Origin of the sequence: Cytobacillus oceanisediminis (assembly GCF_003182355.1) — a bacterium.
GTDB lineage: Bacteria > Bacillota > Bacilli > Bacillales > Cytobacillaceae > Cytobacillus > Cytobacillus oceanisediminis_A.
Window position 1 is genome coordinate 190,527 of the sequence record NZ_QGTW01000001.1, and the last position, 26,018, is coordinate 216,544.

The following is a 26,018-nucleotide window of genomic DNA, read 5'->3' on the forward strand; positions in this document are numbered from 1 at the left end:
TGGCAAGTCGGCTTTATTTTATAAAAAGCTTCACTTTCTTTAGGGCATTTTTGGTAGTCGGATAACGGAACGGCAAATCAAATTTGGTTGTTTGTTTCAGGATGCTTTTTTCATGTGAGAACACATCAAAGCTTCCCTTCCCATGATAGGCGCCAATCCCGCTTTCCCCTACTCCCCCGAATGGCAAATAAGGAGAACTGAGATGATAGACTGTATCGTTGATGCAGCCGCCCCCAAAGGAAATATGGTTGAGAATCTCGTTTTGTATGACATCACTTTCTGAAAAAATATAAAGCGCCAACGGTTTCGGCCGCGCGTTAACCTCGCTGATCATGCGGGACAAGTTTTCATACTCCATAACCGGCACGATTGGCCCAAAAATTTCGTCCTCCATTACTTCATCTTCCCAGGTAATATTTATAAGAACAGTCGGTTCGATCGTCAGTGTGCTGAGATCATGCCGGCCACCGTGAACTGTGGTTCCATTGCTTAAAAATTTGGTTAAGCGATTGAAATGTTTTTCGCTGACGATCTTTGTAAAATTGCCTGCAGCAATTGGGTCTCCGCTATATAGCTCTTGGATTGAATGTTTGAGCTCTTTCAGGAATTGTTCCTTGATGCTGCTATGCACGTATAAATAGTCCGGCGCTACACAGGTCTGGCCGGCATTCATGTACTTACCCCAGGCAATTCTCTTCGCAGCCAGTTTTATATTAGCATCTTCATGTACAATGCACGGACTTTTTCCGCCCAGCTCCAGCGTGACTGGCGTGAGATTCTTGGAAGCTGCCTCCATAATAATTTTTCCAACGGGGACACTGCCTGTGAAGAAAATATAATCCACCTTTTCATTTAGAAGTGCTGTGCTGGTCTCGACTCCGCCTTCAACAACAGCTATATACTCTTGCGGAAAATGTTCGCTGATAAGCTTTGACAGCAACGCCGAAGTGCGCGGAGTTAATTCAGATGGCTTCAGGATCGCGCAATTCCCTGCTGCGATGGCGCCAATAAGCGGAGCAATTGCCAGCTGAAAAGGGTAATTCCATGGTGCGATAATCAGTGCAACCCCATACGGCTCTGGATAAATGTAGCTTTTTGAACCAACTTGAGCGAACGTTGACTTAACCTTCCTTGGCTTTGCCCACTTTTTCAGGTTCTTCATCGTAAAACGGATCTCTTCCAGTACAATCCCGATCTCCGTTAAATAGGCATCAAACTCACTTTTATTGAGATCTGCCTTTAACGTGTCCATTAAATCCTGTTCCTGCTCTTTAATTATTGTGCGCAGCCGCCCGAGTGCCTCCATACGAAACGAAACATCTTTCGTCTTCCCCTCTGAAAAGAAACTTCTTTGTTTTTGAATCAAATCTGTGTAATTTTCCATGCAAAGCCTCCAGATTGGATTAAGTATTAAGAATATAGTATCACCTCGAGCGGAAGAAATACATAAATAGGTATTTTTTATCGGAGTATTTTGTTCTTCAGCGTTTTTATAAAACTTCCCCGTTTTTTTATTTGCTAATTGTAATGGTTTGTTTGTTAATTTTTATATTTGTTAGTTAGTTTTCAAGATTTGTTCGCTAAATTTCAGGTTTTATTAGCTATTTTTCTCTCTTTATTCGCTAAGTTCACACTTCTGGAAATTTCCTTACATCTGGAAGACCAGACTTAACTTTTTCCACATGCTTAGTTCGAGCAAAAAAAATACTCTGGGTGCCCACTAATTTTATTTGCGGATAGCATAGTATTTAAACCAGCATTATAAACAAAAAAATGCCGAACAATGTTGTTCAGCACTTTCGTTGTTTATCTTGGAAGTTTGAAGAATTCTTTGCTTTCACTGTAATTCCCGGCTAATCTGCCCAGCGGCTGCAATTTTTTTAAGTTCACTTTATAGTTCCCGAGATAGTATTCATCTTCGATATGATAATGAACCATTCTTCCAATAATAAGATGGTCACTTCCAAGCTGGATTATTTGTTCAAGTTTGCATTCCATATGAATGGGAGCTTCTTTTACCCTTTTGGGACTGACCAGATGGCTATCTGCAGGGGTAAGTCCTGCAGATTCAAACTCATTTGTATCACTTGGAAGATTCTCTGCACTTTTTTGCATTTGATTTCCTAAAGGTGCTGGAACAACATTTATAACAAATTCTCTTTGAGAGCGTATATTAACCAATGTATCTTTTTCTGTTCCTTCACGGTCGCCTACACCAGGTCCAACTGAAAGGCAAAGCATGGGCGGATTTCTTGAGGCAACTGTAAAAAAGCTAAAAGGTGCGAGATTCAGTTCCCCTCCCTCCGATATGGTGGACACCCAGGCAATGGGCCTGGGCACAACCGAACCAGATAATAGTTTGTAAACTTCTTTTTCGTCAAGTTGTGAGGGATTAAATTCCACTAAGAAAACTCCTTCCAGACACTAAATAACATAGTTTCTTTTTTTATTTAAGATAGAAAGGCTGGCTAGAAGGGCAAATACAACGAACATCATACCCGTAATCAGGAACCACCCTGAAGAAAAATTCCCTGTCTGATCGACAATTAAACCGAATAAAGGCGGAATGATGATAGCGCCTGCTGAACCGAGTGTAATGCTTATTCCGCTTGAGATGCCGGCTTGTTCTCTTGGCACCAATTCACTGGCAAGATTCATCCATATTCCATTAAAGCCAGACGCGGCAAACCCAAAAAGGGCGACAATTGGGACCATTACCCAAAAAGGAGCTGAAGTGATTAAAGCTGCAGTGCCGCTGGCCAATGCAGTGATGATTGTAATGATCATAAGAATGATAACGCGTTTTCCGTTGAAAAGCCGATCGCTTATCATCCCCCAGGCAACTCTCCCTAACGATCCGCACACTTCCGATATGACCAGAAGAATACCGGATAAAAAGATGGAAATTTTAAGCTGTTCATATGCAAATAAAACGATATAAGTATTTAAACACATTTGCGTGCCGTTTAATCCCAATGCGCTAAAACTAACGAGCATTAAAGCTTTATTCTTAAACATTTTAAACATGGACTTATAGAATTGGACTATTCCTGTACTGCTATTTGACTGTGTCAATTCAGGCGGATCTCTATAAAAATGATAGGAGATAAACCCGCCTGCCAGCAAAAGCATGCAAGCACACAGCAGAACAAATCGCCAGCCAAAAGCAACGCTGAGTGGAAGCAGGATCAAGCTGGCAAGAGCCGATCCTGCTGTTATTCCGGTCTGCTTGATCCCCATGGCCGTTCCCCGCTGCTTAAGCGGAAACCAATAAATAATTCCTCTGTTTGTTATTGGGTGCATGGATCCGTATCCGAGTCCACCGATAATAATCAGCAAAAGGACCAGCCAAAACTGATGAAGAAAAGTCATGAGCAGGAAGCCCAAACCCATACAAATTGAAGCCAGAACCAATAGTTTACGGGAGCCAACCCAATCAGTAAGAAAACCGGCCGGTACAGAAACAATCGCCTGCCCTAAAAAGAGCGCCGCCGGGAGCATGCCGATCTGCGACTTGCTTAAGGTTAGATCCTCCCCTATTAAAACTCCCAGCGGTCCGATGCTTCTTCCCACAAATGCAACCATAAGCTGAGCCAGCAAAAGAAATAATAGCATTCGCCAAGGATCTGCCAGGGTTACAAAATTTTGTTTTGCCATTAAATTGCTCATATTATTTCATCTCTTTTTATCGGCCAATTATGTTAGGCCTTCAAATTTAACGGAGTTAGATCGTCGTCAAGAACCTTGTTTTTTGAGACTGCCGGAGCCAGCAGCGAGCCTGTAACACAGATTAAGAAGTTTAATGCTAACCCAATGACTCCGCCATGAATGCCAAAGATTGTTTTATAGCCTGTAATTGTTAGGAGTCCCGCTAATAAAGCACCAGCAAGCATTCCCCAGAAAACGGCTTTTCCGGATAAGCGCTTCCAATATAGTCCGAGCACAAATGCCGGGAATACCTGGACAAGCAATTCAAATTTTAATACAAAGATTTCATATAGGGTTCCAGGCGGATTCCAGGCAATCCACAGCAAAAGTACAATTGCGATTATACCGCCTACTTTTCCTACCATAACTTTCTTATGTTCTGTGGCACCAGGATTGATAAATTTACCATATACATCATTCGATAACATGGACGAAAAGCTTAGTAAAACAGAGTCTGCAGTTGAAATAATTGCAGCAACGATCCCGCCAAAGAAGATAATCATAACCCAGTAGTAAAATGGATTAATAGCTGCAATTTCATTGGCCATGAGTCCAACAAGCTGCTCTGAACCCGCTTTGTCCATCCCCGGGAAAAGCATAATTCCTATAATACCAACAAGGAATACAAGCCCTGTTGTAATAGGAGGCATCCATGCCATACGGGAGAAGGATTTTTTCAATGTTTTTTCACTTTGTGCTGAATAGATCCTTTGTACGGCGTGAGGGTAGATACTCGCCCCCAAACCTACAAGAAGGAGCATACTGAACCAGTTAATGTTTACGTCCATTGCAGGAACAGCTGTTTTGGCAGGTTCCATTTCAGCTATATAACGGGTTACTTCTCCAAAACTGCCTCCTGCCAGATACAATCCACCGATAAGGAAGACAACGATTCCAATCATCAGAATAATTCCCTGCATTACATCGGTGAATGCTACTGCCTTCATACCGCCCATCCATTCATAAGCAAGCATAACGATAACAAAAACAATTACAGCGATTTGGTAAGGAATTGTTCCGCCTGTCATACCAGAAACCGCTTGTCCAATCGCAACCAGCTGCTCTAACAGATAGTTTCCCAGTCCCCAAAGCATTAGGAATATACTCAATAAAGTAACGGCCTTAGATTTAAAACGATGCTGAATCCAATCTGTTGGGGTAACAAAGTTTCTCTTTTTCGCAATGACATATAATCTAGGAGCAAATAATAAATAGATAGCTATAATAATAGTCATGAAGGAAATCGACTGCAGCCAGGAGAAACCAGTCCGGTAGGCTGTTGGAGCATATCCTACAATCGTATTACCGCTGTACTGTGTTGCATAAAGAGTAAAAAACAATGCAATAAAGCCTAGGTTTCTTCCGGCCAGATAGTAGCCTGAGAGGCTTTCGTGAATATTTTTCTCACCTCTGCCAGACAGATAGCCAATTAACAGCATGATGATTGCAAAGACAGATAAAATGATTATTCCATCCGTGCCTGCAAAAGCTAATTCATTCATCCTTTATCCCCCTTTGCCTTATCTGCCTCTTCCTGATCTTCAACGATATTCCACTCATTTACACAAAGCCAGCTTAAATACCCGCATAAAATGATTGAAAAAACAGTCGAGATAAATGCCCATAATGGGAATCCAAGAATATACGGTTCTGTCGCCGCTGCTGGAAAATACCAGGGTACAATTCCTAATGTAATCAATGCGAGAACGATCCAAATCCACTTCTTTTGGATAGGTTCCTTGATATGCCCGTTTTTCATTTTGCTGCCTCCTATTGTTTAAAATTAAACCTCCAGCTTATAAAAAATTTTATGCGTTGATTCAAAGGAGTTTATTTTTTCAGCTGCTTGAAGGGTTGATCCAATTTCATCAAGGCCTTTTAACAATTGATTTTTCCGGTAAGGGGCGACCTCGAACTCAGCCATATATCCCCATGTGTCTTGGATTCTTTGCTTCTCCAAATCGATTGCTAATTGGTATCCCGGCATTTCGCTGGTTTTTTCAAAAAGAAATTCTAAATCCTTTTCAGGCAGGATTATTGGCAGAACGCCATTTTTAAAACAATTATTGTAAAAAATATCTGCAAAAGACGGGGCAATTATCACTCTAATTCCATATTCAGCTATTGCCCAAGGAGCATGTTCTCTGGATGAACCGCATCCAAAATTCTTGCGGGCCAGTAAAATGGGCGCATGGCGATATGGTTCTTTATTCAAAACGAAATCCGTTTTTTCTTTGCCATCTTCATATCTCCATTCGTAAAAAAGGAATTCTCCAAAACCCGTTCTCTCAATCCTTTTTAAGAATTGCTTTGGAATGATGGCATCTGTATCAACATTGGCTGCGTCAAGCGGAGCAGCGATTCCTGTAAATCTTGTAAAAGACTTCATTTCACAATGACCTCCTTGCTTTCTCTGGCAGGCCATTCCCGCACGTCCACAAATCGACCAGCAATCGCAGCTGCTGCCGCCATTTCAGGGCTGACTAAATGGGTACGGGCATTTCTGCCCTGTCTGCCTTCAAAGTTGCGGTTTGATGTAGAAGCACAACGCTCCTCCGGAAGAACCAAGTCTTCGTTCATGCCAAGGCACATGCTGCATCCAGCTTCTCTCCATTGGAAACCCGCATTGATAAAAATTTGGTGGAGCCCCTCTGCTTCAGCCTGCTTTTTAACAAGCTGCGAACCAGGAACAACCAGCGCTTCCACATGATCAGCCACCTTGTAATCGTTTACTATTTTTGCCGCCCTGCGCAGGTCTTCAATCCGGCTGTTTGTACAGGAACCGATAAATACTTTGTTTATTTCTATTTCTGTTATTGGCATACCAGGTTCCAATCCCATATATTGCAGAGCTTTCTTCGCTGGCTTAACCTGGTCTGATGGAAGGTTTTCCAATAATGGAACTGTTTCTGTTATCCCTGCAACCTGTCCCGGATTCGTTCCCCACGTAACCTGAGGGGTTACATGAGAAGCATTGAACTCAACCGATAAATCAAATTTCGCATCTTCGTCTGTATGAAACTGCTTCCATTCCGTCAAAGCCTCTTCCCATTCTTTGCCCTGCGGCACAGCCTGTTTGCCTTTTAAATAGGCAAATGTTTTTTCGTCTGGCTGAATAAGTCCTGCCCTTGCCCCCATTTCAATGCTCATATTGCAAACAGTCATCCGTTCTTCCATTGATAGATTTTTGATGACGTCCCCCCGGTATTCCACCACGTACCCAGTCGCAAAATCATGCCCATATTTTCCGATTATTGAGAGTATCAAATCTTTGGATGTTGTACCCTTTGGAAGTGCCCCGTTTATATTAATGGCTAATGTCTTGGCTTTGAATTGCTTTAATGTTTGTGTGGCAAGGACATGTTCCACTTCGCTTGTGCCAATTCCGAATGCGAGAGCACCGAATGCTCCGTGTGTAGAGGTATGGCTATCCCCGCATACGATTGTCATGCCAGGCTGAGTAAGGCCCAGTTCCGGAGCAATGACATGGACAATTCCCTGGTTGCTGCTATGCAGGTCAAAAAGCGGTATTTTAAAATCCTTGCAGTTTTGAGCCAATGCGTCTACTTGCTTTTTGGCTATTTCATCTCTAAAAGGCAATGAGCGGTCTGTAGTAGGAATGCTATGATCCATTGTTGCCACTGTTAAATCGGGTCTTCTCACTTTGCGATTATTGATTCTTAAACCTTCAAAAGCTTGCGGTGATGTTACTTCATGGATTAAGTGAAGGTCAATATACAAAATGGAAGGCTGGTCCTCTTCTTCATGAACAACATGCTTATTCCAAATTTTTTCATATAAGGTCTGCCCCATTAAAAAACCCTCCTAGATAATATTATTTTTCTTCAATTCTTCTAATCTATCTTGGCTAAAGCCAAGCAGGCCGGAAAATATTTCATGATTATGTTTGCCCATGGATTCAGGGCCGGCATGTTTCACTTCTCCTGGTGTTCTGCTTAATTTTGGCACAATTCCAGGCATCGGGAATTCTCCCAGCTCCGGATGTTCGACTTTTATAATCATGTCGCGTTCTTTATAGTGTGGATCTTCAAGAATATCTTTAGCTGAATAAATGAGTCCGGATGGCACTCCTTTTTCTTCCAGAATTTTGAGAGCCTCTTTTGCCGGAAGTGTCTTCGTCCATTCTTCGATCATAGAATCAAGGAGCTTCATATTTTCTCCTCTGGCGTGGTGAGTAGCAAACCTTTCATCATCGGCCAATTCCGGCTGTTCCATTGCTTCGCATAAACGGCGGAATACTCCATCTGCATTGGCGCCGATTACAATATAGGTTTTATCCTGTGTAAAATAAATATTCGATGGAGCCACACCCGGCAGAATATTACCCATTCGCTCCCTTATGTACCCTGCAAGCAAATAGTCCGGAATAATGCTTTCCATGATGGAGAAGACCGATTCATATAGCGCAGTATCGACAACCTGTCCCTTTCCTGAACGCTCTCTTTCATGAAGTGCAACAAGACAGCCGATTGTGGCAAAAAGTGCTGCCAATGTGTCTCCAATGGAGACCCCAATTCTGGAAGGCGGCCGATCCGGGAAACCGGTTACATTCCTGAGCCCTCCCATTGCCTCGCCGACACTTCCAAAGCCTGCTCGGTGTTTGTAAGGTCCAGTCTGGCCGTAGCCTGAAGTGCGAACCATAATTAACTTTGGATTAATTTCTGATAATGTCTCGTAAGAAAGGTTCCATTTTTCCATGGTTCCCGGACGAAAATTCTCAATAACCACATCGGCTTCTTTAATGAGTTCCCTTAGGACCTCTTGTCCTTCCTTTTCCCGCAAATTCAGTGTGATTGATTTCTTGTTTCGGGATTGAATCGGCCACCATAACCCGATTCCATCTTTCGACTTCCCCCAGTTCCTCATCGGATCGGACTTTCCTGGAGGCTCTACCTTAATGATATCTGCTCCGAAATCCCCGAGGAGACGCCCGGAGAACGGGCCTGCTAATAGAGTTCCAAGCTCGATCACCCTTATATCTTCCAATGGAAGCTGTTTTTCAGACATGTTTTTTCCTCCTGTAATTTCTGAAATGTTAACGAAAATTAAAATTTTCTCAATCTTGTATACAAATTTAATTGTTTGTATACAATAAGTCAATTGCATTTTAAAATTTTTTAAAAATTAAACAGAAAATGTGATTAAATCACTATTTATTCATTAGTTTTCAGAATATTTATTGAAAAGAGGATTCCTTTTGTATACAATGCAATTGAGGTGTTTCCATGGATGCATACGAATTTATAAAAGACGCAATTATTGAGGGAAAGTTTGTTCCAGGAATGAGGCTTGCAGAAGAATCATTGGCTAAAGAAATGAACCTTAGCCGCACGCCTATCAGAGAAGCCATAAAACAGCTTGAAGCTGAAGGCCTTGTAATCCCTTTAAAACGAGGTGTAAGTGTAAGACATTTCACGAAAGAGGATATTCGCCAGATCTATGATTTACGGACTCTTTTAGAAGGATATGCTGCCAGCCAGGCGGCGATCCATCGAACCGAGGACGATTTGCTGAAAATGGAAAAAGCCAATGTGTTATATGAGGAAGCAATCAACCGTTACGTGGAATCAGATATGGACAGCCTCAAGGATATTGTGGAGGTAAACCAAAAATTCCATGAGGCAATTGTTGCCGCTTCAAACAATGAACATATCCATTTTCATATTTCTAAAGTCGTCGTTGTTCCCATCGTGTTTAGGTCCTTCTATTGGTATAACAGCTTTCAGCTCAAACAATCCCTTGAGGTTCATAAAACAATTTTGGAGGCAATCAAAAGCCGTGAATCAGAACGGGCCAGAATCGCTATGCACGAACATATTTACCAGGGCCGTGACCATGTGCTAAAGCACCTGGAACAAATCAAAAACATTCATCTATTAAAGGAGGAAGCAAAATGATCGAAATCTGTGAAGTAGGTCCAAGAGATGGCTTGCAAAATGAATGTAAAATTGTGCCGACAGCACAAAAAGTTGAACTGATCAAAAAATTAATAGAAGCTGGCATTCGCAATATCGAAGCTGTTTCTTTTGTTAATCCAAAGGTTGTTCCTCCGATGGCTGATGCAGAAGAAGTTTTGAAATCGCTTCCTAAAAGAGATGATGTTCGGTTTGGGGGCTTGGTTTTGAGCCGATCTGGACTTGAACGGGCACTGAAAACCGATGTGGATTTTCTCCATGTTGTTACGACTACGAGCGATTCATTTAATTTAAGAAATGCTAAAAGAACAGTTGACCAGGCTGTTGGTGAGCTCTCTTTGGTTATTAAAGAAGGAGCCGGATCTGGTAAAGGTGTGGCTGGTGTATTGGGAACGGCATTTGGCTGCCCATTTGAAGGTAAAGTTCCTTTAGAAAATGTGTTGAAAGTTGCAGAGAAGTTTTTGGAAGCTGGCTGCACGGAAATTACACTGGCGGATACAACGGGAATGGCAAATCCAAATCAGGTACAGGAAGTAGTAAATTCATTCTTGGATACATTTGGCAAGGACCTTTCACTCGGACTCCACTTTCATAATACACGCGGTTTGGGATTAGCAAATGTTTTAGCTGGTTATCAGGCTGGCGTAAGGAGATTTGATTCTTCTATTGCCGGACTTGGCGGCTGCCCATTTGCGCCAAAAGCCGTTGGGAATGTGTGTACCGAAGATATGATCAATATGTTCCATGGAATGGGTATTGATACGGGTACGGATCTTACTTCAATACTGGAAACAGCAAAGTGGATGGAAACCGTCATGGAACGGCCCTTGGATGGAATGTTGATGAAGGCTGGAATTGCATAGTTAAAGGAAAAAGCCATTGTGAAATGGCTTTTTTTGTTTTTAATCTTTTAAAAGATCCAAGAACCGGCTGGTTATATGCCTGGAACAGGGCTTGAAAAATTTATTTGCTAGTTTAGATGAATTACTTGATAAATATTGATTTTGTTAGTTAGTTAGAGGGATTTCTTTGCTAAAAATCATAATTTATTTGCTAGTTTACTTAATTTTTTGGCTAAGTTCACATTTTTAGAAAATCCACCCTCATTCACTGGTTTTTTATATACTCTATTCTTCTTTTCGCCCCCTTGCTCAAGGTCCATTTGCGCAAGTAATTTAGAAGCAGTATAAACAGATGTTATGTGAGTGAACCTCCGAAATTCAGTATTTGTAATAATGGGATTGCATAAGAGGAAATAATCATTTACCGCCTGGTGGTGAGCGATGGCGGATGATGTTCTGCAGGCTGGGCAGCGCCATTTTCCCCAATGGAAGATCATAGGCAGTGCGGAGCATTTGGGACAGTAAACTCCCGTAAGAATAGTATCCGACTTTATATTAAAATACTCCAATATATCAATTTCTTGCGAAACATGTTTCTTTAATAGTGTTTTACTCAACTTCTTTAATTCTTTTTCTGTCAATCTCTCAGCATTATGAGTATTTTCTATGGATGTAATTTTATTGATTAACCGGTGTGCGTGAAAGACCTGATTGGAAATCTGATTTGTTGGGGATTTAATTATTGTGGACGGACTGCTGATGATAACGGCATATTCAATGGGGATGCAGGTGAATCCATGTTCCTTCAGCCATTTTCTTAATTGGAGGCTTTGGTGTTCTGCTTGTGAAATGGGGTCGTGGAAGGCTTCTTGTTTATCATTTTGAACGCGAATTAACTGATGAAATTCTGGGTCAAAGATGATCGTACCGTTCCAGTTTTTTATTTCTAGAATGAATGCCATCTTCCTGGTGACAAGCAGGGTATCAATTTGGAAATAATGCTTCCCGTTCATAAGCCGGAGGCCGTGGAAAATCCTATATTCCTTTTCATCCAAAAAACTTAAATAGTAATCCAGCTTCTGCTCTCCTTTATATCCTGCATTCCTTTTGTTTAACTCTGATTTTACTTTCTCCCTCCTTTGTTCCATTTCAGGCATGCGTTTTATTAACGCTTCTAGTTTAAGGATCATCTCGGGGATGTATCTTTCCTTTACTATCAAAAAATCCTCTCCTTTTGTCTTATTTTATTCTTTTAAAATATGTAAATTCCTTCTTTACTCTTTCAAGTTATTATAGTGTATTAAAATTATCGGATATACTTATATTTAAATATGTTAAAAAAGGAAGGTTTAATGATAACAAGTAAGTGGTTTTTTACTGGAAGGTCTATGGGTATTCACTCCATAGTTTTCAAAGGGATTTGCCTTCCGTGATCATTATCGGGATTATTGCAATTCCAGTGGGGATGGCTTGTGCGATTGCATCGGGTGTAAAGCCCGAGTAAGATTTAGGTACCCTCACTTTCCTGAGTCATGACGTTGAGAATGCTTTCTCCTGTTTGATCGTTTGATCCGGACAGCTTTTCACCTTCCTTAAAGGCAAAGTGCCTGATAAATGAATAAAAACAAAAAGAGTTTAGGTTCCATAGCCTAAACTCTTTTTTGCTTTATAACCTAAACCTGCTGATTAATCCTTTTAAGTCTTCAGCCATGCCTGTAAGCCGGTCTGCTGAGGTTGAGATTTCTTCCATGGAAGCGGCCTGTTCTTCAGTGGAAGCGAGTACGCTTTGTGTAGCCATTGCCGATTCGTTCGCAACAAGAGAAATTTCATCGATGGATTGAACCATTTGCTGGGAGCCGGCAGACATTTGCTGGATGGCAGTTGCGACTTCCTCCATTTGCTGGGTAACACCTCTGACTGATTGCTGGATTTGTTTGAAAGATTCGCCTGCATCCTTCATTACATCCATGCCTTCTGTTACCTCATGGTTCACGGTATCCATCGTTTGAACAACCTGGTTTGTCTCCTCTTGGATTTGTGAGATCAATTGGCTAATTTGCAAAGTAGATTCAGCAGATTTTTCAGCCAGGTTACGGACCTCGTTTGCTACAACGGCAAAGCCCTTCCCCTGTTCTCCTGCACGTGCTGCTTCGATTGCGGCATTCAATGCCAGTAAATTCGTTTGAGCAGCAATTCCTGTTATCACTTCAATAATTTTGCCAATCTCCTGTGAGCGCTGGCCTAAGCCTTTGACGATTTTGGATAAATCCTGAACATTTTCATGGATGGAATTCATTTGGCAGCCTGCTGTTGAAATGGAATCTGAGCCATGATTTGCTTTTTCAAGAGAATCATTAATTTGTTCTGTCACCTGCTCTGAGTTTGCTGCCACCTGGGCAAGGCTGTCAGACATTTGCATGATCACACCTGATGCCGTATTAACCCCTTTTACCTGGTTGTCCGCCCCTGCTGCCACTTCTTCTATCACTTCGGCAATATGGCTTGTTGCCATGTTGGTTTGCTGGGCTCCGCTTGAAAGCTGCTGAGCATATTGAGTGACTTCATTTGAAGCTGTTATAACTTTATTCAGCACATCCTGCCATGCAGCAGCTGTATGGTTTAGTGCTGCAGCAATGGAACCCAGCTGTCCTGCCGAATTTTCATCTAACCGGCTGGACATATTTCCATCTGCCAGTTCATTTAGGCAGGCATTAATTGTTGCAATTGGGGCAATAAATTTTCGGTAATTAATGATGGAAGAAAGAACACCAACCAATGTCCCCATTGCCATCATACTGCAGAGAGTAGCCCAAAAGGCAATCCCTTCAAGCTGGTTGCCGAAAACTACGCCCAGCCCAATTAACAGGACGCCGGGAATCACGACAACAAGTGTGCGAAACATGTAGCTAAATTGACTCATATGTAGACCCCTTTTTTTATATCATTATATTAAAAAAACGAACTTCCATGTTTAACCTTTTTTCTCTTTACTTTCCACCTGCATTTCCGATTATAGTTGATATGGAGAAAATATATCAATATATATATCGGTTATTTTAAAAATTATTTAAATAATTTGTCTTTTTCGCATTAAAAAACCTCAATCTCTTCTCCTGTGATTGAGGTTTTTATTGGGAAAATGGCAGATCGCCATTTATGATCAGTTCAGTTAGAAGGGGAAACAAAATCAACCCTGCTACTAGAAAAAGTCCAGTAGTTACACCGATTTTTTTATTTTGTAAATTTAATTTTTCCTCAATTTTCAATACAGTATAAATAATAATGCCAAAATACAACCCAAATGTAAGGCTTTCAGCTAAAGTGGGCCAATTCTGTGATTCTATAAAAGGGAAAAAAAAGAAACTCCCAGGGATAGTCGCAAGAAATGTAATGATGATAATTGAAATCCGCACAAAATTCCTCCCCCTTAATTTGCTTAAATTTTACCGCGATTACAGTTTCTGGTAAATGGTAAAAAAGCCAGACTCAATGGGGAGCCTGGCCTTTTTTACTTTTTAAAGCTATCTGCGGCTGATAGCCCACTTTCTTTTTTCGCCATGGAAAGCGCTGCAGTTCCAAGAGCGATGACAATGAAGACACTTCCAGCAGTAGCGTTGAGTTCAACAGATGTGGATTCGATCATGATTCCGCCGATCATACTGCCGAATGCCATTCCCATGTGTACGGCAGAGTTGTTAAGTGTTTGCTGAATATCTGATGTTTCCGGTGATACTTCAATCAAGTAGCTGTGAATAGCAGGTGTGATAGCCCAGCTTAGCATGCTCCAAATGATGACAACCATCAGGAAGAGCGGCAAAGAAAAGGCTGCGAACGGAAGTGAAAAAATCGTGATTCCAAACATGGCAATCAGCGTAAGGATGACAGGCTTTGCACCAAAGCGGTCAGCCAGCAATCCGCCAATTCCCCCTCCGATTACAGCAGCAATCCCAAAGATTAAGTAAACAATGCTGACCCAGTTGCCATCCAGCCCCATTTTCATTTTTAAAAAGGGCGTTAAGTAACCATAAAAAGTTAAATGGCCGGCCAATAATAAGAAAGACGTGATTTGCGCAAGTGCAATTTTGCGGCTTTTTAGCGTCTTTATTTGCACGCCAATCGGCACAGCCGGCTTTGGGGCAACTTTTCCCATAAAGAAGTAGACGCCTGCCATTGATACTAATGTGAGTGCAGAAATGAGCACGAATGGAGCGCGCCATCCGAATGCATTTCCAAGCATTAATCCGATCGGCACACCAAGTACAAGAGATGCACTAATTCCCATAAATACAATTCCAATCGCACGTGCCCGGTATTGCTCGGTTACGATATAGGAAGCCATTGTCATGCACAAAGCAATCAGCAGCGAACCGCTTGAGGCTGCCAGGATTCGTCCAACTAACAAAACGCTGTAAAATGGACTGAAAACTGCAACAATATTGCCGGCTAAAAACACAATCAAAGAAATCATCATTAAGCGGCTTCGCTCCATTTTTACAGTTAAGGTAAGTAATATAGGCGCTGCAATTGCAAATGAAAGCGAAAAGACAGTGATCAGAAGCCCCGCCTGTCCAAGGCTTACACCAAGATCTTCCGCTACAAGATCCAGCAGGCCTCCTATAATAAGTTCGACCATTCCAACAACAAACGATATAATCGCCAGTAAATAGATGCGTTTATCCATGTTGAACTTCCTCTCTCCAGAAATCTATTTTAATATTTTTTGTTTTAAATAAAATAACATCTTACCATACTGTAAGGGATCTGCTCAAAGGATTGAATAGTCAAAAAACAACAAAAAAGCCTGCCATAACCCGCAGACTTTTCTCATGTGATCTTATTTAACCCGTCCAACAGCGCAGGAATTCTTATGTATTCCTGCTTTAGCCTTGTCATTAAAGGTGCTTGTTGGTCAACAATCATTTTCTTATTGCAGCTCTGCTTGTATAGGTCCCTTCGTTCGCATTTTGGACACTATTTTCAATCATCTTTTCCGCGTTTCAGAATGACATCCTCGATTTGGTTTTCGAATTTGGCCAAATTCACCATTCCGCCCACATACAATTTTCCTTTTATTAATGTATCCATCAATAGCATAGAAAATCCTTCTATGGGAAAGATAAAATTATCTCCCTAAAACAACTTCCAAAAATTACATGTTTGAATATATGTAATAAATAGGAATTTAAAAACAAATATTGTAAAGGAGTTGATGAACTTGTCGTGGTATCCAGATAAAGGTGAACGCAGCGAAACTACCCCATTATCTTCTGTTACTGAAGAAATGAAATCCGCAAAGACAACTCCTAATGCTTCCAATGCCGTACAAAATCATGAACCGGAATTTGACTTAAAAGGAACCGTCTTAAATGATTATAGCTGATTACTTAATTAAAATCCCTTGCGCATTCACCGCAGGGATTTTTTTTATGGAAAGTTTGTCCCTCTTTTCGCATACGCTTGTAGTATTCCTTGTGCTTAGCTTGGAAAATAACCAAATGGAGATAGATGATGATTATTGGTTTACTGGTTATTTTCATTCTTGTCCTGCTGCTGCCGTTTGTTTCGGAATATGTGGAAAAAAACCTGGAAATGTTTCTTTTCGTGATGGGGCTGTCCGCTGCATTGGTAAGCGGAGTCATGAATAGCACGCTCTTTTTAAAAGCAGCTTATGATCCCGTAAAGATCACAGTTGCTGTATTTATAGCCGGCTTGCTCTTTAAATGGTTTCAGGCAAAATTGGAAAGCTATATACTTTCTGTGAGCCGCAGACTGCCCTTTCGCGTATTTGCAGCTCTGACTGTCATTTTGCTTGGCTTAATCTCAAGCATCATCACAGCCATAATTGCTGCTTTAGTATTAGTACTAGTTGTCAGTGCCCTTCGGCTGGATCGGGAGTCTGAAATCCGTCTTACGGTCCTGGCTTGTTTTTCGATCGGCCTTGGAGCCGCATTGACACCGATTGGAGAGCCGCTTTCTACCATTGCCATCAGCAAATTAAATGAAGAATTCTTCTTTTTGCTGGAATTGGTGGGAACGCAAATTGGGATTGCATTGCTGATTTTCGGGATTTTGGCAGCCCTTTTTGTAAAACGGCCGGTATCGGGAAAAAGTTCTTTCAGTAAAAAGCCAGCTGGTGAAAGCTATGAAGAAATTCTTGTGCGGGCTATAAAGATTTATTTTTTCGTGATGGGGTTGACCCTGCTAGGTGCAGGTTTTGAACCATTGATCAATCAATTCTTGATCGGTCTAAACCCATTGCTGCTTTATTGGATTAATATGATTTCAGCCGTTTTGGATAATGCGACACTGGCAGCCGCTGAAATTAGTCCATCAATGGACCATTTTACAGTTCAATCCATTCTCCTTGGACTTCTCATTAGCGGAGGAATGCTCATTCCCGGTAATATCCCAAACATAATAGCAGCCGGCAAGCTGCAAATTACGAGTAAAGAATGGGCGCGATTTGGAGTTCCGGTAGCTTTGTTTACGATGGTAGCTTATTTTATTTTTATGGTAATTTGGATAAAATAAAAAGGACTGAACTCAGTCCTTTTTATTTATTCTTCGATTATTTCCCATGTGTTTTCCATATTTATTGCCCCTTTAAGCGTCTGTGCAACTGGGCAGGCTTTTTCGAAGACATTAAGAGCCCGCTCTGCTGTTTCTCTTTTGCCTTTAGGAATAAGCAGGGTGAATTTTGTGCGGATAGTGGTTATTTTCAAGACGCCTTCAGGTGCCTCAATGACACCTTGAACATCTGCCCGCAATTTATCCTTAGTAATTGTAATTTGACGCGCCTCCAGCGCGCCTGCTAATGTTCCAACCAGTCAGCCGCCGGCAGCTGCAACAATATGGTCGAGTGTAGAAGGGTACTCCACTTCCGGTTCGACCCCATAAAATTGCTTAACACCGCCATGGACACCAAAGTATACAGGCTGCTGAAAACCGCTTATGTAGGCGCTTTTCACTTTATTCGCTGTGTCTTCGGGATAAATAGTCATTTTTGTTAATTCAATTGGATCCTTTGACATAAGTATCACTCCTTCTTTTTAGCCGCACCCCTCTGGTCCGCATACGAAACCATTGGAAACCGTTTTGAAATTTGTTTTTGCAGCTCTTCCTCGATTGCCTTTTCAATCATTTCCTTAGGGCGTGCACCCGACAAAACTGTATTCCCAATTATAAAGGTTGGCACAGCTTGAATATCTGCTTCATTATAGGCATGTCTTAGAGCTTCTTCATGGACTTCCTTATACCTTCTTGTTTCCAGCGAGTCCCTGAAAGCTTTTTCATCCAAACCCAATTCACCGGCTAATCTGGTAAGGGTCTCAATATTTCCAATATCGAGCTCATCCTGGAAAAAGGCTGTAAACATGCGATGGTTATATTGATTTCCCTTTCCATTCTCTTTGGCAAATTGATAGCCTTCGAAAGCCAAGTGGGTATAGGGCTGCGGTGATACGTGCGGCAATACCATTTTTATGCCAAACCGATCAGCCATTGGATAAACATAATTTCTCCAAGTGGTCTGCAAGTACTCCCCTTCTGGCTTCAGTGTTTCATTCGGATAAGGCCTTAATTCATAAGGCATCCATTCAACTTCCACATCTTTGCCTTTAATGGCTTCATTTAGCGGTACCTCCGCTATAAAACAAAACGGTCAAACATAGTCTGAATACACACGGATTTTTAAAGTCATAGAATGTCTCCTTTTAAGATAGTCGTTGATACTTTTTCCTTTAAAAGTGGTATTCAAACGCAGAATGCAAAATATTGAGTTTTTTTGGCTGAAAACTTGTATAGTAGTCCTGTTTTTATAAAATTCAGGTATAATCAGCAGATGTTATACTGACAGCCACCCTTTTATATGCTTAAAAGTTGGATATAACAGTACGTTTTTTGTTTTAGCCCAATATTAGAGATTTGTCCTGGAAACAGTCTTTGATTTTTTGGAGCTGAATTATTAGTTTACATAATATAATTATCGTATATCTAATAAGATCTTTCCTGTGCTAAGCCGGCTTTCGATTAGCTTGTGGGCAGCAGCTGCTTCTTCTAATGGGAATCTGTGGCCTATTTGTACGTTAAGCCTGCCTTCTTGTAAATAATTCATTACCTGATTTGCCGTTTCACTCAATGTTTCGGGGCGTTTTTTTCGGGTCGTACCAAGGCTGTAGCCTAAAACAGAGCGGCAGCTTTTATGCAGGTCGTTTGTTTTAATCTCGCCGGTTTCTCCGGTTGAATTCCCAAACTGTATCATTCTTCCATAATCAGCAAGGCAGCCAAAGCTTTGCTGTGTGATGGGTCCCGCTAATGAATCCAAAATAATATCTGCACCCTCTCCTTCTGTAAGACTGTTCACCTTATCTGCAAAGTTTTCTCTTTCATAAACAACGACATGATCTGCTCCAGCTTCCAGAGCAATAGGAACTTTCGCTTCACTGCCAACTGTTCCGATTATGATTCCTGCGCCTAAGATTTTTGCCATTTGGATCGCTGTGGTGCCCACGCCCCCTGCAGCAGAATGAACCAAAACGGTTTCGCCTTTTTCCAGACGGGCAATATCAGCCAGCATTTTATAGGATAAAAATGAAACCGTCGGGCAGGCTGCAGCTGTTTCAAAACTGACTTCTTCCGGAATCGAAAATGTCAAATTTTCATCGGCAGCGATATACTCTGCATACGAACCCTCTGCCGGAAACGCAATGACCCGATCACCCTTTTGAAACCTGGTAATCCCGGAACCCGTTTCAACAATTACGCCCGCCGCATCCAATCCTGGTATAAACGGAAACCGGCCATTTCCTCCCTGGCCATATCTTGCTTTCACATCTGCATAATTGACGCTTGTTTTTTCAACTTTAATCAATATCTGATTCGATTTGATTTTTGGAATATCCATTTCCGTGTAGGTAAGTACCTCTGGCTTCCCGTATTCAGGAACAATAATTGCTTTCATCAACATAGCCTCCAATTAAATATTCTTTAAAAACATATTCTCTTTGGATAGCGTCTAAGCCTTTTTTCTGCAGAAAAAAGAAGCTGCGTTTGGCAGCTTCAAAATTCAATCTTATTTGGTCATTTTTATGGTCGCAGCGATGTTTCTGGCCGACCTTTCCATGTAAACTGCAGCATGTTCAAAAGCTTCAGAATGTATAATGACGCCTGGGACAATACTGAATAGTGCATCAATCCCATGTTCAAGAACGACGTGGCTATCATCAGATAATGAACCCGCAAGGCCGATAACAGATACCCCATATTTCTTAGCTGCTTTCGCCACACCGATTGGCGTTTTACCATATATGGTTTGGCTGTCGATCCGCCCTTCGCCAGTAATCACCAAGTCTGCATCTTGTACTTCAGCCTCGAAATTTACTGCATGAAGGACAATATCGATCCCTCTTTTTAAGTCAGCATTCAGAAAGGCGAGCAGGCTTGCACCAAGGCCGCCAGCAGCACCTGCACCCTCTAAATTACGAAATGATCTGCCGAGCTCTTTTTCTACCACATCCGCAAAATGGGCCAGGTTTTGATCAAGCAATTCTACCATTTCAGGTGTTGCGCCCTTTTGCGGTCCGAAAATCGCAGATGCTCCTCTTGGTCCGGTTAACGGGTTATCCACGTCACAGGCTACTTCGATATGAACGTCTTTCAATCTTGTATCTAGTTCTGTTAAATCTACTAAAGCCAGTTTTGAGAGAGAACCGCCGCCAGGGCCAATATCATGGCCAGCCTCATCAAGCAGCCTTCCACCCAATGCCTGGACCATTCCGGCGCCTCCATCATTTGTAGCACTTCCGCCAATTCCAATGATAATATGCTTAACGCCTAGATCCACTGCAGCAGCAATTAATTCGCCTGTCCCTCTTGTCGAAGTGATTAGCGGGTTTCTTTTTTCAGAAGGTACAAGATGCAAACCTGAAGCAGCTGCCATTTCAATTACTGCTGTTTTTCCATCTCCCATTATACCAAAAAATGCTTGAACCGGTTCTCCCAGCGGGCCTGTCACAGTCCGTTCCTCGATTGTCCCATTCGTGGCATCAACCAGGGATTGGACAGTACCCTCCCCACCATCCGCCATCGGCATTTTCCTGTAATCAGCATTTGGAAAAATGGCTTTAAAGCCTCTTTCAATCGCATTGGCAGCCTCCATAGCCGATAAACTTTCTTTAAAGGAGTCAGGCGCAATTACTATTTTCATCATGAAACATCTCCCTTTCTTTTATCCGGCATTAACGGGCAGTATGACTCCTTTTCAAGAGTCCAATAGTTCAAAGAGAATTTTGTGCCAGGGGGTCGCTGCCTGTAAATGCCCGATTGGTTCAACTAACCACCAGTGCGACTGTAAAAGCATCCAACCGGCGGAAGTTTTCACCTTATACAAAAAGCATAAAGACTCAAAATACGAGAGTTGAAATGATTGCGAGTGTTAAGCCGACCAGAGACTCGTATGGCATCATTTATAAGCGTTCTTTAATCTCCATATTAATGCTGCCTGCAGGGGGGGAAAAGCTTCAGGGCGGCAAGTGGTCAAGTACGGCGGCACCAGCATGGATCATGGCAGCTCCTGCCAATGGGATATACCCAATCCTAACAGGCGGCACTTTTTTCAAGATTAATAGAATAGCAATCACTAAGGCACTTATAGCTCCTAAGGTGCTTGTTTGCTTATGTATCTATTGTAAGCGTTTTTGGTGCTTATTACATTGTGAATGAAGATAAAATAACTAAAGGGGATTATCAATAAATTGTGCATATGCACAATTAGTATAGATCATTTAATATTTTTGCTATATACAGTTCCATTTAATTCTTTATATTTCTAGGATCCTTTCCAGTCAATTCCATTATTTTATCCAGACGGTATCTGAGTGTATTGCGATGAATAAATAAGCTTTCTGCTATTTTGTTCAGCTCTCCGCCTTCTTTTATGTAAATATCAAGGGTATGGGCCAATTCCCCTTTCTTATCCTGCTCAATCAGCCGATCGTAAAAAGAGAAAGCATTGTCAGCCTGTTCAGTTTGTGCCAGTTTGGATAGCGTAACTTCAAGCCGGTAATCCTCATATAGATGAAAACCGGCATCCGGCTCCAGCTTTTGTCCAAGCATGAGAACTCTTTGTGCCTGCTGGAAAGAAGTCTTCATTTCTTTGATGGTTTCTGCCAGACTGCCGCTCCCGATATGGGTTTTTTCCTTTATAACTTTGACAAGCCGATTTAAAAAAACTTTCCGTTCAGATTGGGATCCTGCTTTAAGAATCACTATTTCATTATTAAACGTTACACCTGTTAGATCCTGTTTTCCTAGTTCAAACTGAATGGCGCTGATGAGCTTTTGATTGGTTGTTTCTTGTTTGCCTGAATGTTTAAGTACAATCGCTGTTCTGGGCTGTTGAAGATCGATTCCGAGAAAGCCGGCGCGCTCTTTTATCCATACCTCATTTATCTGTTCATCAGAAATCAGCTGATTGACAATTTCACTTTGCAGACGCTGTTTCAATTGCACTCTCTCCAGCAAGAAGGATTGCTCCAGCACGAGTTCTGCCGCCATTTTTACAAGCTCTGCATAATTGCGGATTTGCTCCGGCTCTCCCGTTATACCGACAACACCTACAATTTGATTATTAAAACGGATTGGCAAATTAATTCCCGGCTTTGATCCTTTTAATTCTGAAGCCTTTGATTCTTCAATTTCCACGCTTTCAGCTTTTTTTAATACTAAAAGTGCACCGTCATGAATTTGGTTAATCCTCCCGCGATCACCCGACCCAATGATAATGCCCTCCTCGTTCATAACGTTTATATTTCTATTTAATATTTTCATCGTCCGTTCCACTATTTCCTGAGCCAGCTCATGAGTCAAAAACTCCATATATCTGCCGCCTTCCTGTTTCGTTGGTTTTAATTTACCATAGTGAAGATGCACAATAAAACTAAAATAAAAAACCGTGTCCAGAACACGGTTTTTGAATGAATTATATATGCAATGATTGCAAATGATTCCATTTTTCCTTGCGTGCATCTTCGTGGAAGCGATATTGGTCATCCAGCAATTCTGCCAGAAGCTTATTTTTTTCATCTAAAGAGATTGGAAGCCTTTTGATATACTCACGGCATTCTGCCAAAAAGGCAGTATATCCCGTCCAGCTGTCATTAAATTGCTCTTCCAATTCTTTTTTCAGCTTGCGGGTAAGCTTAGGGCTAGCACCGTTTGAAGTGACGGAAACCTGAAGATGGCCGCGGCGGACAACAGCCGGAAAAGTCACATTCCCTTCGCCGAATTCATCAACAACGCAAACTAGCTGTGTAGGCGCAAGTGAATTGGCTAGTATATGGTTAATCTTCCGATTATTGGTAGCCAGGATGGTGAGAAATGCATCCTCAAAATCTTCTGGATAGGCTTCTCGGTGAACCAGCTCATACCCTTTTTGGTTAGCAAGCCCAATGACATCTTTTGAAAAATCAGGTGCAATAAACATAATATTTGCCTGTTCTGCATCCAGCACCATCGCTTTACGGAATGCCACCTTGCCTCCGCCTGCAATAACAATTTTTTTGCCAGTTAAATTAATGACTAGCGGCTGCACTGGCATTCTCCTTTCCGTTAGCTTTTTCTATAACAATATCCTGTATAACCTGATGGCTTCCCAAAGCATCAGTTAGTAAAATCGAGTATCCCTGTTTTTTCTTCTTTTGTACCTCTCTTTTAACCTCACTCAATAGAAGACCTGCAAATAAAAGGTAAGGGATGACAATTATTCGCCCCGCAGCTTTTTCGCATATGGAATCTAGGCCTTCTTTGAATGTTGGGGACGCTGCTGCCAAATAACACACGTGTACCTCTTTTATGCCAAGCCGCTGGCTGATCCCTTGTGCGATTAAGTGGAATGATTCTTGTATTGATGGGTCGCTGCTTCCTCTGCCGACTATCAAGATGGAATCATTCAGGCTAATTGGCTCGGCTTCTATGGTGACCAGTTCAGCAATTGCGTCCAGAATTCTCCCCTGCACACCAAAAGGATCGGCCATAGTTACGCTTATATTAGGGTATTTTTCTATTAGAGGGGCAAGTGTGTCGGGAATATCCTGCTTAATATGGACAGCTGCCAGCAAAAAAAGAGGAACGATTGTTATGTCCGTAGCGCCTTCCTGGACACAGCGGTCAAACCCTTTTTCAATTGTTGGTTCTGTGAGTTCGAGAAAGCTCATCTGCTGAATGGGATGGTCCACCTTTTTTATGACACTTTCTGTAAAAAGGTTTGCTTCTGCAGCACCCTGTTTCGACCGGGTCCCATGGCCGATATATAAGATCGCTTTCATATGGGGACTCCTTTCTTGATAGTTTGAGATAAATGAAGAGACTATGGGAACTAATATTTTTGATAAGTAAAATAACGAGTGTGCAGTTTGGTATTTTACTCCAATAAGACTTATAATTGCTGTTGTTTAACGGAGCAAATCCCATTAAATGAACGCAATTTCTTTAGAGGACGAATGCATACCACCATTCAAGTCACGACGTGTAATTCCTTGTTAACAACGCAATTACTAATATCCTCGCGCTCACTTCTCTTATAGGCGCGTACATTTTGATAAAACTCCCGCGAGAAGTATCTAAGTCCGTTCATTTTTCTTGGAAGGGACGTATAAAAACTCTCCCTTCCTCCTATACCACAAACATGTTCACTTTACCCCTGCATTACCGGTAATTGGGGCAAAACTTCTTCTTCGAACCAGTTAATTTTGTCGTGGAGCTTAACTACATCGCCAATAACGATCATACTGGGGTTTACGATTTTGGCTTCATTTACCTTCTTTTCAATGTTGGCAAGAGTTCCTGTTACAGTCCGCTGTTCTCCCAGAGTTCCCCAGTGTACAAGTGCAATTAGTGTCTCCGGGGATTTTCCATTATCCAGTAAATTCTCCACGATGTTTGGCAAATGCGATACCCCCATGTAGACACAAATGGTGTCTACTGCATGAGCCAAATGCGCCCATTGGTGCTCTGCTTCCTCATTTCCCGCTTGGTGGCCGGTGACAAATGCGAAGCTCTTGCTCAAGGTCCGGTGTGTAACAGGAATGCCGGCATAGGCTGCAGCTGCAATTCCAGCGGTAATACCTGGAACGATTTCAAACGCGACGCCATTTTTCACACACTCTTCAGCTTCTTCACCGCCTCTGCCGAAAACAAAAGGATCTCCGCCTTTTAAGCGGCACACCTGCAGCCCCTTTTTAGCATATTTGACAAGAAGATGGTTAATCGTTTCCTGCTTCATGACGTGATGATTTGGAAGTTTCCCGCAGTATACGAGCTGCGCTTCTTTTTTGGCATATTTTAAAAGTTCCGGATTCACAAGACGATCATAAAGAACGACATCCGCCTCCTGAAGGCAGCGCATTCCTTTGACAGTAATTAATTCGGGATCTCCCGGACCTGCACCCACTAAATAAACTTTTCCCGTCACCTTCATGACCGTCCTTTCTAAAATGTTTTTTTTTGGCTGTTTTCTCATTGATTGTTGTTTTAGTTTGTAAATGATGCCCGTTAATTTCCGCTCCTGGCACTTGCTTTCCGCGGGGAGGAATGAGAGCCTCCTCTGCTTCGCCTGTGGGGTCTCTCACCCCCTCTCCTCCCGCAGGATATTGGAAAAGCATCATTGAGTAAACATCGCACGAAGAAAATGCGAATGCATTTTCGAGGAGTCTAGTGCCCTCCGCTCCAATCAACTCAGAGGCTATACTCAGTTAAGCGCCCAAAAGCAACAAACTATACGAAAACAGTTTTTGATTTTATATATACTTATACAGTCATTTATTAAGCTATTATTCTAATTGATTTTTATAATACCATTTTTCAGAGTGAAATAGTAGGAATTGTTTTAGAAAAGGAGCCTCTTCTTTAAAAGAGACTCCCGATTTTTATAAAATATTTTTTTCGCGCAGATAAGTTAAAATCTGTTCCACCGCTTCTTCAACAGAAAATTGATCCGACCGAATGGTTATTTCCGGCTTGTCAGGAGCTTCATAAGGAGAATCTATTCCTGTAAAGTCCTTAATTTCCCCGCGGCGCGCTTTTACATAAAGCTGCTTTGGATCGCGGCGTTCGCATTCTTCCAATGGGCAGTCGATGAATACTTCAACAAATTCCCCTTCTTCAAATAGCGCCCGTACTCCGTCTCTGTCGGAACGGTATGGGGAGATAAAAGCTGTTGTGACAATTTTTCCGCTGTCGACAAACAGCTTGGCGACCTCCCCAATTCGGCGGATATTCTCATTACGATCACTTTCTGAAAAACCTAGATCCTTGTTTAATCCATGACGGACATTATCTCCATCGAGGACATATTCATTGATTCCCTGACGAAAAAGTTCATGTGATACTGCGTTCGCAATGGTCGATTTTCCTGAACCGGATAATCCTGTAAACCAAAGCACCACACTGCCATGGCCGTTTTGTGCGCGTCTCTCTTCCTTAGATATAGTGGCATCATGCCAGGTTATGTTTGTTGCCTTCGTCATTTTGCTGTCCC

The 26,018-nt window shown here is 41.9% G+C and carries 26 protein-coding genes and 2 pseudogenes; 5 read left to right on the plus strand and 23 right to left on the minus strand.

Features of this window, described 5'->3' with window-relative positions; genetic code table 11:
• Window positions 1-13: 13 nt before the first annotated feature.
• From DFO73_RS00940 to DFO73_RS00975, 8 genes are all read right to left on the minus strand, one after another.
• Window positions 14-1,384 carry an aldehyde dehydrogenase gene (locus tag DFO73_RS00940; RefSeq protein ID WP_110062918.1) on the minus strand — a complete coding sequence of 457 codons (1,371 nt, stop codon included), beginning with the start codon at window positions 1,382-1,384 and terminating at the stop codon, window positions 14-16.
• 422 nt (window positions 1,385-1,806) lie between these two features.
• Window positions 1,807-2,403, minus strand: a complete 597-nt coding sequence (locus DFO73_RS00945; RefSeq protein ID WP_110062919.1) for a flavin reductase family protein — start codon at window positions 2,401-2,403, stop codon at window positions 1,807-1,809.
• A gap of 21 nt (window positions 2,404-2,424) precedes the next feature.
• A complete protein-coding gene (locus DFO73_RS00950; protein ID WP_258309137.1) occupies window positions 2,425-3,657 on the minus strand; it encodes an MFS transporter in 1,233 nt (410 codons plus the stop codon).
• A 44-nt stretch (window positions 3,658-3,701) separates the two neighbouring features.
• Window positions 3,702-5,210: a sodium:solute symporter family protein gene (locus tag DFO73_RS00955; protein WP_110062921.1), complete on the minus strand. Its 1,509-nt coding sequence runs from the start codon at window positions 5,208-5,210 to the stop codon at window positions 3,702-3,704.
• The gene (locus DFO73_RS00960; RefSeq protein ID WP_110062922.1) at window positions 5,207-5,467 is read right to left on the minus strand and encodes a hypothetical protein; all 261 of its coding nucleotides are present in this window, start codon (window positions 5,465-5,467) and stop codon (window positions 5,207-5,209) included. The genes DFO73_RS00955 and DFO73_RS00960 overlap by 4 nt, the downstream gene beginning before the upstream one ends.
• Before the next feature lie 24 nt (window positions 5,468-5,491).
• Window positions 5,492-6,097: a 3-isopropylmalate dehydratase small subunit gene (leuD, locus tag DFO73_RS00965; RefSeq protein ID WP_110062923.1), complete on the minus strand. Its 606-nt coding sequence runs from the start codon at window positions 6,095-6,097 to the stop codon at window positions 5,492-5,494.
• Window positions 6,094-7,521: a 3-isopropylmalate dehydratase large subunit gene (gene leuC / locus DFO73_RS00970; RefSeq protein ID WP_110062924.1), complete on the minus strand. Its 1,428-nt coding sequence runs from the start codon at window positions 7,519-7,521 to the stop codon at window positions 6,094-6,096. The genes leuD and leuC overlap by 4 nt, the downstream gene beginning before the upstream one ends.
• Window positions 7,522-7,533: 12 nt before the next feature.
• Entirely contained in the window at window positions 7,534-8,736 is a 1,203-nt protein-coding gene (locus tag DFO73_RS00975) for a CaiB/BaiF CoA transferase family protein (RefSeq protein ID WP_110062925.1), read from the minus strand.
• 218 nt (window positions 8,737-8,954) lie between these two features.
• Between DFO73_RS00975 and DFO73_RS00980 the strand changes: the two genes are divergently transcribed.
• The gene (locus DFO73_RS00980; protein ID WP_110062926.1) at window positions 8,955-9,626 is read left to right on the plus strand and encodes a GntR family transcriptional regulator; all 672 of its coding nucleotides are present in this window, start codon (window positions 8,955-8,957) and stop codon (window positions 9,624-9,626) included.
• Entirely contained in the window at window positions 9,623-10,507 is an 885-nt protein-coding gene (locus tag DFO73_RS00985; protein WP_110062927.1) for a hydroxymethylglutaryl-CoA lyase, read from the plus strand. The genes DFO73_RS00980 and DFO73_RS00985 overlap by 4 nt, the downstream gene beginning before the upstream one ends.
• A 176-nt stretch (window positions 10,508-10,683) precedes the next feature.
• Here DFO73_RS00985 and DFO73_RS00990 read toward each other — a convergent pair whose 3' ends face one another.
• A complete protein-coding gene (locus DFO73_RS00990; protein WP_309043006.1) occupies window positions 10,684-11,676 on the minus strand; it encodes a nuclease-related domain-containing protein in 993 nt (330 codons plus the stop codon).
• Between the two features lie 176 nt (window positions 11,677-11,852).
• Between DFO73_RS00990 and DFO73_RS29715 the strand changes: the two are divergent.
• Window positions 11,853-11,987: pseudogene (locus tag DFO73_RS29715) on the plus strand (hypothetical protein); the annotation flags it as partial.
• 165 nt (window positions 11,988-12,152) lie between these two features.
• Here the strand turns inward: DFO73_RS29715 and DFO73_RS00995 are convergent.
• The 3 genes from DFO73_RS00995 to DFO73_RS01005 all read right to left on the minus strand — a co-directional run bounded on the left by DFO73_RS00995 (window position 12,153) and on the right by DFO73_RS01005 (window position 15,167).
• Window positions 12,153-13,406 carry a methyl-accepting chemotaxis protein gene (locus tag DFO73_RS00995; RefSeq protein WP_110062929.1) on the minus strand — a complete coding sequence of 418 codons (1,254 nt, stop codon included), beginning with the start codon at window positions 13,404-13,406 and terminating at the stop codon, window positions 12,153-12,155.
• Window positions 13,407-13,614: 208 nt separating this feature from the next.
• On the minus strand, window positions 13,615-13,899 hold the full coding sequence (locus DFO73_RS01000) for a hypothetical protein (protein ID WP_110062930.1): 285 nt from the start codon (window positions 13,897-13,899) through the stop codon (window positions 13,615-13,617).
• A 95-nt stretch (window positions 13,900-13,994) separates the two neighbouring features.
• Window positions 13,995-15,167 (minus strand): MFS transporter, encoded by a 1,173-nt coding sequence (locus DFO73_RS01005; protein WP_110062931.1) that lies wholly within the window; start codon window positions 15,165-15,167, stop codon window positions 13,995-13,997.
• Between the two features lie 534 nt (window positions 15,168-15,701).
• Between DFO73_RS01005 and DFO73_RS28375 the strand changes: the two genes are divergently transcribed.
• Together DFO73_RS28375 and DFO73_RS01010 are read left to right on the plus strand one after the other, a co-directional pair.
• Window positions 15,702-15,866, plus strand: a complete 165-nt coding sequence (locus tag DFO73_RS28375; RefSeq protein WP_181395919.1) for a hypothetical protein — start codon at window positions 15,702-15,704, stop codon at window positions 15,864-15,866.
• Window positions 15,867-15,994: 128 nt separating this feature from the next.
• Complete coding sequence (locus tag DFO73_RS01010; RefSeq protein ID WP_110062932.1) at window positions 15,995-17,017, plus strand: DUF1646 family protein; 1,023 nt, start codon at window positions 15,995-15,997, stop codon at window positions 17,015-17,017.
• 26 nt (window positions 17,018-17,043) lie between these two features.
• On the opposite strand, the gene DFO73_RS01015 is transcribed toward DFO73_RS01010, so the two are convergent.
• From DFO73_RS01015 to cysC, 11 genes and pseudogenes are all read right to left on the minus strand, one after another.
• Window positions 17,044-17,313 (minus strand): OsmC family protein, encoded by a 270-nt coding sequence (locus DFO73_RS01015; RefSeq protein WP_110062933.1) that lies wholly within the window; start codon window positions 17,311-17,313, stop codon window positions 17,044-17,046.
• Window positions 17,314-17,517, minus strand: coding sequence for a hypothetical protein (locus DFO73_RS01020; protein WP_110062934.1), 204 nt, complete (start codon window positions 17,515-17,517; stop codon window positions 17,314-17,316).
• 5 nt (window positions 17,518-17,522) lie between these two features.
• Window positions 17,523-18,092 carry a DsbA family oxidoreductase gene (locus DFO73_RS01025; RefSeq protein WP_309042955.1) on the minus strand — a complete coding sequence of 190 codons (570 nt, stop codon included), beginning with the start codon at window positions 18,090-18,092 and terminating at the stop codon, window positions 17,523-17,525.
• A 375-nt stretch (window positions 18,093-18,467) separates the two neighbouring features.
• Window positions 18,468-19,445: a quinone oxidoreductase family protein gene (locus tag DFO73_RS01030; RefSeq protein WP_110062936.1), complete on the minus strand. Its 978-nt coding sequence runs from the start codon at window positions 19,443-19,445 to the stop codon at window positions 18,468-18,470.
• A 111-nt stretch (window positions 19,446-19,556) separates the two neighbouring features.
• Entirely contained in the window at window positions 19,557-20,690 is a 1,134-nt protein-coding gene (locus DFO73_RS01035; protein WP_110063520.1) for a glycerate kinase, read from the minus strand.
• A gap of 196 nt (window positions 20,691-20,886) precedes the next feature.
• Window positions 20,887-21,078, minus strand: a pseudogene (locus tag DFO73_RS01040) (GntP family permease); the annotation flags it as partial.
• 217 nt (window positions 21,079-21,295) lie between these two features.
• Window positions 21,296-22,360 carry a sugar diacid recognition domain-containing protein gene (locus tag DFO73_RS01045; RefSeq protein WP_110062937.1) on the minus strand — a complete coding sequence of 355 codons (1,065 nt, stop codon included), beginning with the start codon at window positions 22,358-22,360 and terminating at the stop codon, window positions 21,296-21,298.
• Between the two features lie 103 nt (window positions 22,361-22,463).
• On the minus strand, window positions 22,464-23,075 hold the full coding sequence (locus DFO73_RS01050; protein WP_110062938.1) for an NAD(P)-dependent oxidoreductase: 612 nt from the start codon (window positions 23,073-23,075) through the stop codon (window positions 22,464-22,466).
• Window positions 23,056-23,925 carry a sirohydrochlorin chelatase gene (locus DFO73_RS01055; protein WP_309043007.1) on the minus strand — a complete coding sequence of 290 codons (870 nt, stop codon included), beginning with the start codon at window positions 23,923-23,925 and terminating at the stop codon, window positions 23,056-23,058. The genes DFO73_RS01050 and DFO73_RS01055 overlap by 20 nt, the downstream gene beginning before the upstream one ends.
• Window positions 23,926-24,176: 251 nt before the next feature.
• Entirely contained in the window at window positions 24,177-24,953 is a 777-nt protein-coding gene (gene cobA / locus DFO73_RS01060) for a uroporphyrinogen-III C-methyltransferase (RefSeq protein WP_110062940.1), read from the minus strand.
• Between the two features lie 454 nt (window positions 24,954-25,407).
• Complete coding sequence (gene cysC / locus DFO73_RS01070) at window positions 25,408-26,007, minus strand: adenylyl-sulfate kinase (RefSeq protein ID WP_110062942.1); 600 nt, start codon at window positions 26,005-26,007, stop codon at window positions 25,408-25,410.
• Between the last annotated feature and the right edge of the window lie 11 nt (window positions 26,008-26,018).

Coding starts and splice junctions, on each gene's coding strand:
- DFO73_RS00995 (WP_110062929.1), bottom strand. CDS start 13,406: ATGAGTCAATTTAGCTACATGTTTCGCACACTTGTTGTCGTGATTCCC.
- DFO73_RS01045 (WP_110062937.1), bottom strand. CDS start 22,360: ATGGAGTTTTTGACTCATGAGCTGGCTCAGGAAATAGTGGAACGGACG.
- DFO73_RS01035 (WP_110063520.1), bottom strand. CDS start 20,690: ATGAAAATAGTAATTGCGCCTGACTCCTTTAAAGAAAGTTTATCGGCT.
- DFO73_RS00985 (WP_110062927.1), top strand. CDS start 9,623: ATGATCGAAATCTGTGAAGTAGGTCCAAGAGATGGCTTGCAAAATGAA.
- DFO73_RS01030 (WP_110062936.1), bottom strand. CDS start 19,445: ATGAAAGCAATTATTGTTCCTGAATACGGGAAGCCAGAGGTACTTACC.
- DFO73_RS00940 (WP_110062918.1), bottom strand. CDS start 1,384: ATGGAAAATTACACAGATTTGATTCAAAAACAAAGAAGTTTCTTTTCA.
- leuC (WP_110062924.1), bottom strand. CDS start 7,521: ATGGGGCAGACCTTATATGAAAAAATTTGGAATAAGCATGTTGTTCAT.
- DFO73_RS00975 (WP_110062925.1), bottom strand. CDS start 8,736: ATGTCTGAAAAACAGCTTCCATTGGAAGATATAAGGGTGATCGAGCTT.
- DFO73_RS01020 (WP_110062934.1), bottom strand. CDS start 17,517: ATGTCAAAGGATCCAATTGAATTAACAAAAATGACTATTTATCCCGAA.
- cysC (WP_110062942.1), bottom strand. CDS start 26,007: ATGACGAAGGCAACAAACATAACCTGGCATGATGCCACTATATCTAAG.
- DFO73_RS00990 (WP_309043006.1), bottom strand. CDS start 11,676: ATGATCCTTAAACTAGAAGCGTTAATAAAACGCATGCCTGAAATGGAA.
- DFO73_RS00950 (WP_258309137.1), bottom strand. CDS start 3,657: ATGGCAAAACAAAATTTTGTAACCCTGGCAGATCCTTGGCGAATGCTA.
- DFO73_RS00960 (WP_110062922.1), bottom strand. CDS start 5,467: ATGAAAAACGGGCATATCAAGGAACCTATCCAAAAGAAGTGGATTTGG.
- DFO73_RS01010 (WP_110062932.1), top strand. CDS start 15,995: ATGATTATTGGTTTACTGGTTATTTTCATTCTTGTCCTGCTGCTGCCG.
- DFO73_RS00980 (WP_110062926.1), top strand. CDS start 8,955: ATGGATGCATACGAATTTATAAAAGACGCAATTATTGAGGGAAAGTTT.
- DFO73_RS01005 (WP_110062931.1), bottom strand. CDS start 15,167: ATGGATAAACGCATCTATTTACTGGCGATTATATCGTTTGTTGTTGGA.
- leuD (WP_110062923.1), bottom strand. CDS start 6,097: ATGAAGTCTTTTACAAGATTTACAGGAATCGCTGCTCCGCTTGACGCA.
- DFO73_RS00955 (WP_110062921.1), bottom strand. CDS start 5,210: ATGAATGAATTAGCTTTTGCAGGCACGGATGGAATAATCATTTTATCT.